Annotated in this window: 9 protein-coding genes; 1 reads left to right on the top strand and 8 read right to left on the bottom strand. The window is 42.8% G+C overall.

All coding sequences use genetic code 11. The annotated features are described in order from the left end of the window. Positions 1-39: 39 nt before the first annotated feature. The 3 genes from dapE to Q4575_RS13465 all read right to left on the bottom strand — a co-directional run bounded on the left by dapE (position 40) and on the right by Q4575_RS13465 (position 5,790). Positions 40-1,227: a succinyl-diaminopimelate desuccinylase gene (gene dapE / locus Q4575_RS13475; RefSeq protein ID WP_215961900.1), complete on the bottom strand. Its 1,188-nt coding sequence runs from the start codon at positions 1,225-1,227 to the stop codon at positions 40-42. Positions 1,228-1,612: 385 nt separating this feature from the next. Further along, positions 1,613-4,294 carry a TonB-dependent receptor gene (locus Q4575_RS13470; protein ID WP_303523221.1) on the bottom strand — a complete coding sequence of 894 codons (2,682 nt, stop codon included), beginning with the start codon at positions 4,292-4,294 and terminating at the stop codon, positions 1,613-1,615. Between the two features lie 305 nt (positions 4,295-4,599). Beyond that, positions 4,600-5,790 (bottom strand): aminotransferase class V-fold PLP-dependent enzyme, encoded by a 1,191-nt coding sequence (locus Q4575_RS13465; RefSeq protein WP_303523219.1) that lies wholly within the window; start codon positions 5,788-5,790, stop codon positions 4,600-4,602. A gap of 295 nt (positions 5,791-6,085) precedes the next feature. Between Q4575_RS13465 and Q4575_RS13460 the strand changes: the two genes are divergently transcribed. Then, positions 6,086-6,919 carry a hypothetical protein gene (locus Q4575_RS13460; protein ID WP_215961903.1) on the top strand — a complete coding sequence of 278 codons (834 nt, stop codon included), beginning with the start codon at positions 6,086-6,088 and terminating at the stop codon, positions 6,917-6,919. On the opposite strand, the gene Q4575_RS13455 is transcribed toward Q4575_RS13460, so the two are convergent. From Q4575_RS13455 to Q4575_RS13435, 5 genes are all read right to left on the bottom strand, one after another. After that, the gene (locus tag Q4575_RS13455; RefSeq protein WP_252736869.1) at positions 6,916-7,080 is read right to left on the bottom strand and encodes a cysteine-rich CWC family protein; all 165 of its coding nucleotides are present in this window, start codon (positions 7,078-7,080) and stop codon (positions 6,916-6,918) included. The genes Q4575_RS13460 and Q4575_RS13455 overlap by 4 nt on opposite strands. Positions 7,081-7,381: 301 nt before the next feature. Then, positions 7,382-10,114, bottom strand: coding sequence for a hypothetical protein (locus Q4575_RS13450; RefSeq protein ID WP_303523218.1), 2,733 nt, complete (start codon positions 10,112-10,114; stop codon positions 7,382-7,384). A 283-nt stretch (positions 10,115-10,397) separates the two neighbouring features. Further along, complete coding sequence (locus Q4575_RS13445; protein WP_303523217.1) at positions 10,398-12,557, bottom strand: DUF3488 and transglutaminase-like domain-containing protein; 2,160 nt, start codon at positions 12,555-12,557, stop codon at positions 10,398-10,400. Beyond that, on the bottom strand, positions 12,547-13,554 hold the full coding sequence (locus Q4575_RS13440) for a DUF58 domain-containing protein (RefSeq protein WP_303523216.1): 1,008 nt from the start codon (positions 13,552-13,554) through the stop codon (positions 12,547-12,549). The genes Q4575_RS13445 and Q4575_RS13440 overlap by 11 nt, the downstream gene beginning before the upstream one ends. A 5-nt stretch (positions 13,555-13,559) precedes the next feature. After that, entirely contained in the window at positions 13,560-14,480 is a 921-nt protein-coding gene (locus Q4575_RS13435) for a MoxR family ATPase (protein ID WP_215961907.1), read from the bottom strand. Position 14,481 lies beyond the last annotated feature (1 nt).

The raw sequence follows: 14,481 nt of genomic DNA, 5'->3' as shown, positions 1-14,481 counted from the left end.
AGGCTTTGGTCGCAACTTACGACCAAAGCAATTACGTAATTAGGCCAATATTTGTAACAAAACCGACTTATAAACTTTGGTGAGTTCATGCAAGTCATGTTTTTTTACGTGTTCGTCTGTTTTGTGGATGGAATGATTGGGTAATCCGAGTTCAACCACTTGGCAACCTGCTGCAGCGATAAAGCGACCATCTGACGTACCACCAGACATTGAAAGGCGCGGAAATAGCTTAAGTTCGTTAAAAATAGCCCGTTCTACTTCTGCGATTAGATCGATATCCTGCGGCGCAATATGAGTAGGAATATTGATATTTTGGCTTGCTTCATCAACGATACTACTGCCGCTGGTAAAGTAAGGTTTGCAAGGCCTAGACCACTTTATATCAATGTTTTTAGTCAATTGCTTTAGTTGCATTAAGCCATCTGTAATGCGCTTGATGATTTGCTCTTGGGATTGTTTGTGGCTGTACCGTACATTAAATCGTAGCGTGCATTGACCCGGAATGATGTTATCTGTCCATGTTCCTGTGTCTATGCTAGTGATTTGTAACTGACTACCAGGGAAGTCTTTGCTGCCTTCATCCCACGACAGTTCACTCAACCAGCGACCTAACATCATCGCTTTGTGCGCTGCGTTATTAGCGTCCTGAGGATAAGCAACATGGCCTTGTACGCCTTGGATCACAACCTCGCCTGAGACAGAGCCGCGACGGCCGACTTTTATCACGTCGCCCACTTTACTTTGACTGCTCGGTTCGCCGATGATGCAGTAATGTGGTACTTCATCTCGTTGCTTTAAATACTCCATGATTTCAGCAGTCCCGTATTCAGCTTCGCCTTCTTCATCAGAAGTGATCAAGAAGTAAAAGGTGAAATCGTCGAGATTAATATGAGGCAAGGCATGTTCAAATGCAGTTAACATGGCTGCGATTCCGCCTTTCATATCTGCAACACCGCGTCCGATCAGCAGACCGTCTACGTCCGTTAATGTGAACGGATCCGCCGACCACTGCTCAGGATATGGGGCCGGAACCACGTCAGTGTGTCCTGCAAAGGCTATGCGTGTTTTGCCTTTACCAATCTTGGCAACAAGGTTAGAAACCCCCTCGACTTCAAAAGCATGGCATTGCATGCCGAGCCTTTGGAACACACGTGACAAGTATTGCTGACAGCCAGCATCATTTGGTGTGATGGATGGGCGGTGAATAAGTTGGACTAAATGTTCCATTGTCTGGTCCAGATCAAACTTAGGTTGATCCATAACGGTTTGAGTTTGCATAATTCTTTTACATATCTGTAACAATTGGTGCTATTTAACCCTGTCAACATGACAATATTGTTATCTTTAAATGAATGAATTATGACATCTCAGTGACAGGCGTTAATGTCCCGTATTTCAGCCGAATATGAATAAACATCTACTGCAAGATAACGCGTCAATGATGGATGATTTTGTTAAAAACCAGGCATAAATTAATGCTGTCATTAAGGCATATGTAGCGGTGAGCGTGGTGTGTTTATCCACAATATACTGATATAAAATAATGAAATTGTGGATAAAACATGGTTGTTGCGTTCCCCTGTCGCGTTAATAAGCGACAGGGGAGCTTAGATTAAAACTCCATTTTGTAAGCAACACTGAAACCAATACCTTTGGTGGTCGAACGCAGAAGCTCGTCATCAAAAGAAATTTCTTTTTGCTCATCTAAAATGTTGGTGAGTTTTAGTTTAATGGACGTATCGTACGTTGGATAATATGTGTAATTCATGTCCAAAGAATGGAATGGTTTTTCAACGGCGTCATCATAGCCGTCGATACCCGCAACTATCACACGTTCACCAAATACATTGTAAACAACCGTCGCTGAATGCTCGCCATTTGCTGAGTCATAACCTAATTGTAAGTTAACCACATATTCAGAATGTCCTGTTAGACGACGTTCTAAGTTGGTTATCGAGGTCGAAACACCAGTTTGGTCAACGATGTTTTGACGGTCCAAGTTAATTTCAGAATCACTTAATGTCAGGTTACCTGAGATAAACGAATTTTCAGCAAAAGTTCCGAAAACGTCTTTTAAAACGTAAAGGTCCTGCAGGAATTCAAACTCAATACCTGTCACTGACGCGTTTTCGCCATTGGCGATACGAATAAGCGGTGGACCGTCCTGAGAAGGGCTTTGCACGGCTTCAATAGGCTTGTCTAAATCTTTAGTAAAGATACCGACAGAAATGTTGTTACCCGCAGCCATGTACCATTCCCAACGGATATCAATGTTGGTCATATCTGTGGTTTCGAGTCCCGGTGTACCTGATACTGGAAATTCGGTAAGCGGGTCGATGTAAGTCGCCGCGGTGATTTCTCTTAAGTCAGGGCGAACAACGGTTTGACCATAGCTAAAACGAAGCTGCATTTCGTCATTCATCATGTACGTTAAGGCAAGTGAAGGATAAATACCGTCTTCTTCAAACGTTAAGTCATCTACAGACGTTTGGTTATTTGTTAGCTGAACTTCGCCACTAAATGGGTCGTAAGGCAGTGCAGTTTGACTGAAGTCTTCAAAACGAAATCCACCAGAGATGCGATATACGTTATTGATAAAGAAGTCAGCTTCGGCATAAAACGCGTTAATGGTTTGCTCGGCTGTGTATAAGTCACCGGCAATTGTGGTGTCATTTAGAACTGAGCGCACTAAGCTCGCGTCGGCAATGGCATCGTTGCCAAGTATTTCGTTGATATTGTTACCCGTTAAATCAAACCCTGATGGCAAAGCGCGGGTATCGATATCAAAGCGTCGGTTGTCAGCAGAACGTGTTTTTTCAACGGCACTTGCACCGACTTTAAATTCCATCTCCAAATTAGAAAGATAAACTGGTAGAGACGCGTTAAAACCAATGTTAGTGACTTCATCGGTCAGGTCTTGGAAATTGAAACGTGCAGCGGTACGGCCTAAACGAAGTGATGACTCGTTTTCTGCGTCGTAAATTCCGTCTTCATTGGTATCACCAACAATATAAGACAAATCAAGGCCGCTTGGTGCTTCACGTCGAGATTCAGAATCAGAAATAATCCAATCGATTCCTAATAAATTCAAATCAGCAAAAGTGTGCTGACCACGAATTTGCAAAGCCGTTAAATTACGTTGTTCGTATACAATTTCTTTGCCGTTTAAAATGGCATTATTTTCAGATGGAGAAACGTTACTCGAGCGGCCAAATTTATTCCGGGCCTTATCGCTCGTATCGTTTAATACGATATAGGTTAAATCTAACTCGTGAGCTTTGTTGTAATTGGCGCCGAGGTTTAACATAAACGACGTTTTAACTTCGTTTGTGGTCGTTAGTATATCGTCGTAACCGCGCACAAACGTATATTCTTTTGAGCCGTCTTCGTTATCAAACGACGCCCATTGCTCTAGTTGATATTCTTTAGCGACTTGCCAAGCATTATCGTAGGCAAAAGTAGTCATGAAGCCGTACGTTAAATCACCGGCGTCATAGACATCACCAAAAGCCACATCAAACCCTAGATTTGGAGCGACTGTCGTGGTTTCTGGATTTAGGTCTTTATTTAAATCTAATAAGCCCTGTAAGCTTTCGTCTGCACTTATTCTGTCAAGGGAAGTAGAAGCTTCACCTACTGGAGCCCAAAACTGGCTGATTGATTGTGGCGCATCACGACTACCGTCATCCTGTCCCAACCAATCTGTATCGCTACCTGTGTAGGTAAGTCCGTCGTCAAAGTTATTGGTGTTGCCGCCGAGTTTAACGCTGAAATTAAAAATGCGTTCATCTGGAATGCTCTTTAAACGGATGTCGACATTACCACCACCAAAAGCTGCAGGCATAGAAGGAGAAAATGATTTTTGAACCGCTAGACCCTCGATGATATCGGCAGGAAATAAATCCAGTGGGATAACCGAACGAGTTGGATCTGGGCTTGGTACTGCTGCACCATTTAATAGGGTTGATGAATAACGTTCACCTAAACCACGAACATAAATAAATTTACCATCGACTAATGTTAGACCCGTTACGCGGCGAAGCGCTGATGCAGCGTCACCATCGCCGGTACGAGAAATCTGCTCCGCACCCATGATGTCGGCAACAAATGCTTGCCCACGGCGTTCTTCAAGAACGGCTGCGGCACTGCCTTTTAGGCGTGTACCCGTTGCGACTACTTCTTCCATTACGTCTTCGTCTTTGTCATCTTCAGCATAAACAAAGGTCGGTGCAAGTGCGGCTGTCATGGCTAATGTTAATGCTGACAAACCAAATCGATATTTAGTTAGGCTCATGATTACTCCAGAGTCATTGATTCTTTTAGTATTTTTAAACTATAAAATTTTGACGCTAGTCTACGGTCGGTTTGTGACTCTTAGATGAAGCAAGAGTTACAGAAATATGTCACAGCGAAGGGGTTGTCATATTTTGGAAATGCCAAGGCGTTTAGACTTGGATGCATTGATTTATCAGGCGTTATCGAAGCTTTCTAACATGGTTCAAAAAACCACAGAGGCATGAGATTAAATAGGCGTGAAATAAAAAGGATGACAAAAGAGCGATTATCATCGTCTTTTGCCATCAAGTTACGTTTGTGATTTTACCTTAAACAACTCAAGTCATATTGCTCAGGTTGGTGATACAGCGCGAAACCAAAACGCAGACGATCGCCACGGAAATCGGTTTTAATGCCATGTTCACTAAGGTAACTTGCGAGTTGTTGGACTTTGTCCTCAGGTAACCTAAATGTCAAAAAGTGACCGTGTTGATTTACCCTGTTAATTGGCGTGTCGTTCGAGGACTCGATGGTATCAAATAGACTATTTTGGATTAGATTACTGCGATTAATGTCAGGGTGTTGCAAGTCGTCGATGATGGCTAAAAACGCCCGTTGGCATTTGAGGACATGGTTGTGGATGGTATCAACGGTAATGTCATTCTTTTTAAATAAAGTTAATGACGCGTGTAAGCGATACATAGCCGATAAGTCCGTTGTCGCACCGGCAAACTGTTGGCCATTTTTGGCATAACCGACTTTGCCGGGAACACGCTGGTGGAGATCGCCAAATTCCGCAAACCAACCCGTGTAACTTGGCTGGAAGTTGCCATCTGGGATCACAGCAAAACAAGCGCCTTCACCGCCCTGAGCATATTTGTAACTGCCCGCGAGGTAAAATATTTTGTGTTCTAATTCACTTAAGTCAGTAGGGATAGCAAAAAAACCATGATAGCCGTCAATGGTGATGATTGGCGATTGCGGTAAGCCATCGATAAACTGCTTAAGATCTGAGATGGCCAAGCTGGAATTAAAAAAGACCTGGCTACAGAAGATCCAGTCGTACTCGCCCTTGTTCGCTTGTTCAGTAAAGCGTTGTTCAAAGGTGCTAAAGGGTTCGGTTGGGATTCGAACTATGTCGACGAGATCGTCCTGTTGCCAACGTTCACTTTGTCTTTGAAATGAATAAAACTCGCTGTCCGTGGTTAGAATCTTGATCTTTTTTGTTTGGTCAAAAATGCTGTAAATACGGTAGAGAAGTTCATGCGTATTGGGTGCAAAGACAATTCGTTCAGGTGCTTGGATGTGTAGTGCGTCGGCAATAAGCGATTGGCACTGCGGCATTTTTTCGCCCAAAATTCGCTGCCATTTATCGTCTACCAGTTCTGCGGTGTCATCCCAGTATTCTAACATCGCCTCTCGTGTTACATCGGGCCAATAATGATGACTGTGGCAGGCAAAATGTTGAACGTTTGGGTTCGCGGTTAAAAATCGCTGATAATACTGCTGAAACATAGGGCAATCCAAAAGAGAATACAGCCTACAATTTATTGAACGAAATCGAATGTTGCAAGTCTGACAGATGAGTTAAGTAAAAAAGCCAAAACGAAGTTGTAACAAAATCAAAACAGAACCTTGACTTGATCGCGGTAACTGAGTGCTTTGGGATCTAAAACTACATTCTTTGTTACAATTGTGGGTTTTAACTTAGCTTGTAACTTAGCTTGTAACTAGGTCAAACTGCCTGCACACTATTTATTAAAACGGCAGTTACCTTGTCATTAATTATATATTTCACTATGGAAAGTACATGTTCAATATCCCCCCTTTTAGCAAAGCTAATTTGGTACAAATACGCTCACTAGCCATCCCTTTGGTTTTGGCCTGTAGTTATTTTTCCCCGAACGTCTATGCCGACAGCTTCGATGAATTAAAAACATCGTTAGCATCGCTCACTGAAACCAGCCAGGTATCGGGTCGAATTACCTTGTCGGTAGATGAAACCCGCGGTGAAAAAGACGATGATGATTTTGAGCAAAACTCTGGTTACATCAGTTCGTATATTAACTATGGTAAAAATGGCTTAGCGATTACCTATGACGCCGATATTATGAGTCAATTGGAAACCGAGTTTGAATTGGTAGCAGAAGATGAAGAGGCTAAAACGCCGACATTAAAGGGACTAAACGAACTTAGAACTCGAGATGTCACTGCGATATTATCTCAATCTCAGCGTCTACTAAAAATGTTAAAAACAGCTGAGTTTGTTTCTGAAAAACAAGTGGAATACAAAGGTCAGCAAGTAAGAGAGTTACAATTTAAGCTGGCATTGGATTCAATAATAAATGATCAACGAACGCGTGATTATGTGGATAAATTTAACAGCGACTATCGAGTCATTATCGACGACAACGGATTCCCAATGGCGTCAACGCTTACCTACAGCGGGAAAGGGCGTGCGTATATCGTCTTTTCATTGAAAGCGTCAGGTGAGCGCCATGATGAATATCGAGTCATTGGCAATCGGTTGGTGAATATTAGTTCTCACAACAAATCAAATTACGATTCAACCTTTGGTATAGGTTCAGTAGAGACTCAACGCTTTTTTGACGCGAGTCAAAAATCGGTAAGCCAACCACATTAATTTTGCATTAGCGCACACGCTTTGCAAATACAGGCTTTATCTTTAAGGTCATCCGGCACTTTGTTTAGCAGTTCTTTGGTAAACGTAATGTCGGGTGATGTACACCAACAATCTTCTCCACAATTTGTCAGATTTCCGCACTGGTTATCGGTATTACACAAAGGGCATAAATTGGGTTCAACTCGGATGACTTCGCTACTCAAATGGACCTCGTATAAAACTGGTTAACGGGACAACGCTGCGCAGAATTATAGGCGATCATAATTGAATATCCATAGATTTCCGCACCTTGTTCATTTTCTGCGTCATTATCAAAATTGTTAGCTCTGAGGAATGGGATAAACCGAATTCCAAATAGCTATCACGTAAAAAGTAAATAGCAAAAAGCCACTGACATGCAGTGGCTTTTGATATTGGACGTTAAGGCTGATACCAACCTTAACGAATTTACTCTACTGGAGTTTAGTCTAGACCTACTGCCCAACCCGCTGTCCAGTCGTTGTCCGCATCTTTAACCGCACCGATAAAATCAGTTGTGTCGAAGAACGAATCTACTGCATTAACATCTGTCGCTGTTGTTGCGTCGATAGTGAAGTAACCATTTAACACTGCGGCTTTGTCTGCTGCTTTAGTGTTACCAGCGGCTGTCCACCATGCGTCTAGGTCTACATCGTTGTCGCCATTTTTGAAGTTCTCAGAACATGCGATTACAGAAGTCATGAAGCTGATTTGTAAACCGCTAGTTGCTTCAAGGTAAGCTTGACCGTTCGGGTTAACGTCAGCGCCTTCAACTTCAAAACATTCGCCGCCTGCGTTAGTAATAACCGCGTTGTAGAACTTAGCTGCTGTACCTTCACGAAGATAAACACCTTCAGAATCTTTATCAGCTGTGTCGTAGGCGTTACCTATGATAGTGATGTTAGAAATCATAGGGTTAGATACAGGTGTTTTAGACATGTCTTTGTCGTTATCCGCTTCGATACCACGGTTAGCTTCGCCGTCTGCAGAATCGTGTTGGATAAGAACATACTGTAGTTTACCTACATAGCCGTTGTCCCAATCTACGCTGTCATCTTTGTTGCCAGTAAGGACTAAGTGTTTTGCATTAACCGCGCCGCCGAAGAACTCAACACCGTCGTCTGCATTTGCGTGTACTTGCAAGTAATCAACCGTTGTACCAGAACCAACACCAGCAAATGTTACACCGTTTAACTCGTTGTCAGGAGCAACTTCAAAGCCTGCATTTTTAACAACAACATACTTTAATGTACCTGAGTTATCAGTGTTGTCTGTGCCGCCAAATACGCCACCAGAAGTGACACCTTCAACTTGTAGAGCACATTCAGAACCGTCAGTAGGACATTTGTTAGAGATACCGTTACCTAAGATAACGATGCCGCCCCATTGGCCAGAACCTTCAGTTTGGTCAAGAACGTCTTCTTTAGATGTAAATACAACTGGCGCTGTCGCCGAACCAACCGCTTCGATTTTAGAATCACGTGAAACCACTAAGTAGTCGCCACCATTCGAACCGTAAACTGTTGTGCCTGCATCGACTGTTAAGATAGCTGACTGTTCTTTGTCACCACCAACAAATACCGGACCGTTAATCGCCCACAATTTGTCATTAGTTAATGTAAGGTTTGACGTTAAACGTCCAGAAATTTCACATGTATCCATTACACCGTCAACAGAATCAATTGATGCTGTGCCAGCAGGACAACCTGCAACTGATGGAACACCACCACCGAAACCAAATGCCCAACCTTCACGCCAATCTGATGTTTCAGGAATTGCACCGATAAAGTCTGCAGTTTCTAATGCGCCTTTACCTACAACATCCATTGCAACAACTTTGTTATCGCCTGTAATTGGAGAGTCATCATGTGCAAGTGGTTGGCCGTTAGCCGCTAAGAAAGCACTGTCAGATAGTGAGTTGTTTTTAGCAACATCAGTGAACCATGTATCTAGGTTTACGTCAGCATCGCCATACTTGAATGGTTCAGAACACGCGATTACGGTATTTTGAATCGTGATTTCGCCATTGCTTAAGTAGTCTTGACCGTTTGGATTTACATCAACCGCTTCAACTTCAAAACATTCGCCGCCAGCGCCTGTGATGATAGAGTTGTAGATTGACGCTTTTGTGCCTTCACGTAAGTAAACGCCTTCAGAATCTTTGTCTGCAGTATCGTAGCTGTTACCAACAATAGTTAAGTTAGCGATCATTGGGTTAGACACTGGTGTTTTAGTCATGTCTTTGTCGTTGTCGCCTTCGATACCACGGTTTGCTTCACCGCCACTGCGATTGTGTTCAACGTAAGCATATTGGATTGAGCCACGGAAACCGTTGTCCCAGTCAATTGAATCGTCTTGGTTGCCTGTTAATACTAAGTGTTTAGCATTTACTGTACCGCCGAAAAATTCAACACCGTCATCCGCATTTGCGTGTACTTGCAAGTAGTCAACAACCGTACCTGAACCGACACCACCAAATGTTACGCCGTTTAATTCGTTGTCTGGGGCAATTTCGTAACCCGCATATTTAACAACAACATATTTCAACACACCAGAGTTGTCTGTGTCGTCTGTCCCACCAAATACCGCTCCATCAAATGCGCCTTCAACTTGAAGCGCACAAGACGTACCGTCGTCTGGGCATTTATTTGAGCTTGCGTTACCAAGGATAACAACACCGCCCCATTGACCAGGTGCTGTTTGCTCACCTAGGATGTCTTGTTTAGACGTCATAATAATTGGCGCGTCAGCTGTACCTTCAGCCATAATTTTTGAACCACGACTAACAACTAAGTAGTCGCCGCCAGTTTCGCCAAATATTGTTGCACCGGCTTCTACGGTTAGAATCGTTGCATCCGCATTGTCGTTACCAACAACAACAGGACCACGAAGTGCGTAAACTTTGTCGCTTTCCAACGTCATGTCAGCAGTAATTGTACCTTCAAGAAGAATGATGTCGGCTTCAACGCCAGTTGCCGCTAAGTATTCAGCTTCAAGTGTTTCTTGGTCAATTTCAGTTTGCGTTTTAGGTTCTTCATAACCTGCACAACCAGCTGGAATTGGCGTCACTGCACATTCATCAAGTTCTGTCTTTTTGTCATCATCGCTACTACAAGCCGCTGTTAATGAAACAGCAACAGTCAGAGCTGACAATTTAAATAAATCTTTAAGTTCCATTTTGCTCTCCGCATTCAAAATTTTGTTGTTAATTACTGACTGGACAAAATGTCCAATTAATCGAAAAATCTGCGGCACAATCTACTGGTTGTTAATGTCATTTTTATAACGACTGTATGACGCTTCTGTTACAAATGGTCATTTGGGGTTGTCATAATTAGAAATAAATGGGACTTTGAAACTGGTTTGAACTTTAGTTATTTCACTGATATTTAACGTTTTTTATATTATTTGTGAGCGGGTGTGAGACCGTAACAATTGAGTCTCTGCTAGTGACTCGATCTTAACTTAACTCTGAAATTTGACGAAAAACGATTTTAATAAATACGTTTTTGTCACTTGCTTGGGGTTGGTACAAATAGGCATCAATGTTAGAAAAAATGGCGTTTAACGGCTCCGCCAGTTCGGGGAAATATTGCAATAAGTGCGCTTGATAGTCGGCAAGGGTTTGCTGTGATTGACGAGTTAAGACACGGGGCGTAAAGCTTTTTTTAGGATTATGTTGTCTGTCATATTTTGTTAAACGTTGTTCTAGTTTGGTTAATACTTGGGTGATTTCATTAATTTGGCCACGGGGTCTGATTGTCATCCAGACCGCGCCTGCAATGATGACAATTAGGGTAATAAATACATAAAGGATATGGCGCATATCGGTACTTTGTAACCAACTGGTAATGCGATTCTCTTCACGGGTGGGATCAAAATCCAAAACCCATATCGTCCAATAATAATCAAGAGATTGGATTTGCTGGCGTAGGGTATTTAACCAAGCGACGGATTTAACCATTTCCATCGGTTCAACATTTAAGTTGTTATTAATGACCTCTGAGCCGCCAAGTCCCTGCAAAATCCTATTTGGCGCAATCGTCGCAGTAGGGTCGAAGCGGTACCAATGTCCAGAATTGCTATTGTCTGCTTGTTGCACCCAAAATTCGACCCAGGCATGCGCTGATGAGTCATAAACGTTAAAGTAGTTGCCATTGGGGTTGTATTCGCCTCCCTGATACCCTGCGACAACTCGGGTAGGAATGCCCTGTTGTCGCAACATAACTGCTGTGGCACTGGCATAGTGAGCGCAAAAGCCCTGTTGTGTATCAAACAAAAAGTTGTCTATATGATCCCCAGTTAATTTGGGTGGCGTTAAGGTGTATATAAAACCATTTTGACGGAAGTAGTTGGCAATAGATTTGATAAAAAGTTGGCTCTGCTGTTGTTTGTCACTGGTAGTTTGCTTTGCGATAGACATCCAACGATGGCTTAACTCCGCCGTATTTGCATGTAGGTTAGGTGGCAAATATAGGTTTTTTTTCTTTTGCCTGTCCGTCAAAGTTATTGGTCTAGTTGAAACCTTTACCGCTTGCTCCGCACCTAAAACAGACGCTAAAGCCAGCTGGCCAGTTTGCGCTTCATATTTCAGTTTAGTGGTTAATTTAGTGGCATAACTTAAAGTGTCATCGTGGTTATGGTTCACTTTGTCGGTATTTGAATGACTATTTGCCAACGAAAACAACCAAGGCTGGTGGGTTGGTTCCGCTATTACTGAATAGTTTATTTTAGAGGGGGAAACGTCGTTATCAGACGATAAATCATCAGCAATATATAGGGACGAATTTGATTGTTGGGCATTCCGAGAACGTTTTGGCAACCCGGCGATTGCCCAGGTTTTGCCGTTAAAGTTAGGCATTGTCATAACACGCCAATACAACTGCTGCTGGCTAGGATTGTTGTCATCAAATGCGACTCGAAAGGCCAAACGGGTTGATTGGGCTAATTCGGCTATATCACCTGGTGTCATACTTTCACTGAGGCCCGACACCGTTTGCTCTTGTTTAGGTAGTTTCCAAAAAGGCGCTAGGTTTGGTAACAGTAAAAAAATCAAAGCTGCTAATGGCACGCAAACCAGAGTGTACTTAATCAAAAATCGAAATGTATTTGATATGGGTTGTTCTGGGTTCTCACAAATAAAAAGGGCTAGCCAAGTAATCAAAATGAGCACGAAAAACAGCAAGCTATACAAAAGTGTTTGTTCATAAATAAAACCAACGCTGATCAGGAAAAACAGACATAAACACAATTTATGCATAATAAAAAACTGTCGGGGTATTTGACTATTAATTGTAGCGGGCAGGGTAAACCACCAAAGAGCAGACCCTGCCAATAACAAGTTGACCATAGCGTTGATTAAACCTGAGTGCCGAACAGATAACAGGATAACAACCGTCATCCCCAGCGCCCCGATATTTTTACTGGATGCGCGGGATAAGACACTAAGTAATGCTGAGCCTTGGTGGATTAACACTAATCGAAAGACCAAAAGACCAGAGCAGGCAATAAAAACCGCTGTCGTGATAGGCTCGTCCAATGCAAACATCAAACAGAATAAAACGCTGGCAATAATTTGCTGCGTTAACTCGAATCGCGTATTGCTCGAATTAAGCTTCATGTGATGTTAGTCCATACAAGGCAAGGGCTTTTAAACACTCAGTAAGATGGGCTTCCCCTCTATTTGGCATGATGATTTTGTTGCCAAATAAAGACGAGGTTAATGCCAACCCAAATTCGGCGTCTTGTTTGGTTAATTCAAAACAGGCGAAACACAATATCGATAAGTTTTGCTCTAAGTCGTGGCCCGATAGGGAAGACAAGGACAGCCACTTTAAGTCGATGTCGTTATTGGAATATTGTTTTACCAACCAATCTGCATCGGGATTTTTGGCTTGATGTTTCCATGAAACACGAGAAAGGGGTTGCCCAACTTGGTAAGTGCGGAGCTCATCAAAGTCCATGTCGCTGGTTGACTGTTTAGTTGAGGTATCAAGTTCCAAACTGTCGATATGATTTTGTAAAGTTGAGCCTGCAGTAGCTGAACCTAATTGCCATGGTTCGGCCAAAGGCGAAGGGTAAACCCATTGTTTGTTGGAAAAGCGTAAAAAAGTCCAGCAGCGAAATAACCCAAATGGATACCGAGATTGAAGTCTAATATCTCCTAATTGCTGGTGGCCTCGCCGTTTCGCCGTGCAAGGAACCGTAAACGTCGTGTTCGCTTTGACGTCAAACACGCAATGCTCGGAACGGTCAGGTAAGCTAAAAATCCAATTGTGACGATCTTTTTTAGAGCCTAGGTGCAACAACATTGAGAATGGCTCACCACTCACAGTGTCAGGTAAGTCTGTTAAGGCCAGCGTGGCGCCGTTTAAATTAAAAAAACATAGGTACATCGCACCGAAAAGCCAAGTAAACAGCAAGTAACTGACAATAAGGATAGGGTTGTTTTGATAATTGGTTCCAAGGATAAACAGCAACACGATCATCAGAAGTAAACTGAAGCCAAAACCCGTAGGAACAATAAATAAACGGCTATGGTCTAACGTCATCCGCGTTTGGCGAGGAATTCGCTTTTCGATAAACTTTTTTAATGTCCCTTTTTTTTGGGTAGCCATCGTAATTACAACAAGGGGTCGACGTTATTTAAAATGGCGGCTGACATAGAGTGTTCATTACTTACGCTATGAATACCAAATCGATGTTCAGCAACCGCACCAAAAACCTGTTTTATATGATCAGGCGTAACATAGTCTTGGTTTTCGATAAAAGCATAAGCCTTCGCCGCACTGATCAAAGCCAAGCCTGCACGGGGAGAAAGTGGGTTAGGGCATTGCCCAGGTTGACGAGTAAAATGCAGCAGGCGCATGACATAACCTAAGGTGGCATCAGAAATATTCACATCTTGGATCTGTTGTTGAATTTCGGCCAATTCCTTTCCAGTAAATACGGCGGTCAGCGATTTTAGTGTCTGATTTGCGCCGCCATTTTTTAGCATAGTTAGCTCTGCCTCGTGTGGCGGGAAGCCTATGCTAATTCGCATCAAAAAGCGGTCTAATTGCGACTCAGGCAGTGGGTAAGTTCCGGTTTGGTGCAACGGATTTTGTGTGGCAATGACAAAAAACGGCTTTGGTAGTGGGTAGGTTGTACCGTCAACACTCACTTGCAACTCTTCCATGGCTTCTAACAAAGCGCTTTGGGTTTTTGGGTTTGCCCGATTTATTTCGTCAGCTAAAATTAACTGATTAAAAATAGGCCCCTGGTGAAACTGAAAGGCATGAGTGTGTTGATTAAATATCGAAACACCAATTAAGTCAGCAGGAAGTGCGTCAGAGGTAAATTGAATACGTTGATAATCAAGGCCAAAAACAATGGCGAGCGCATGGGATAATGTTGTTTTTCCCATTCCCGGTAAATCTTCAATTAACAAATGCCCATTGGCTAAAAGGCAGGTCACCGCGAGTTTGACCTGATGCGGTTTACCTAATAAAACTGAATTTAGTTGTGTTAATACTTGCGAGATCGTTTGCTGATTTTTTGTCATG

Origin of the sequence: Psychrosphaera sp. 1_MG-2023 (assembly GCF_030548245.1) — a bacterium.
Taxonomy (GTDB): domain Bacteria; phylum Pseudomonadota; class Gammaproteobacteria; order Enterobacterales; family Alteromonadaceae; genus Psychrosphaera; species Psychrosphaera algicola.
The sequence above is the reverse complement of the archived record's forward strand: the minus strand, read 5'-3'. Positions and strand labels throughout refer to the sequence as shown.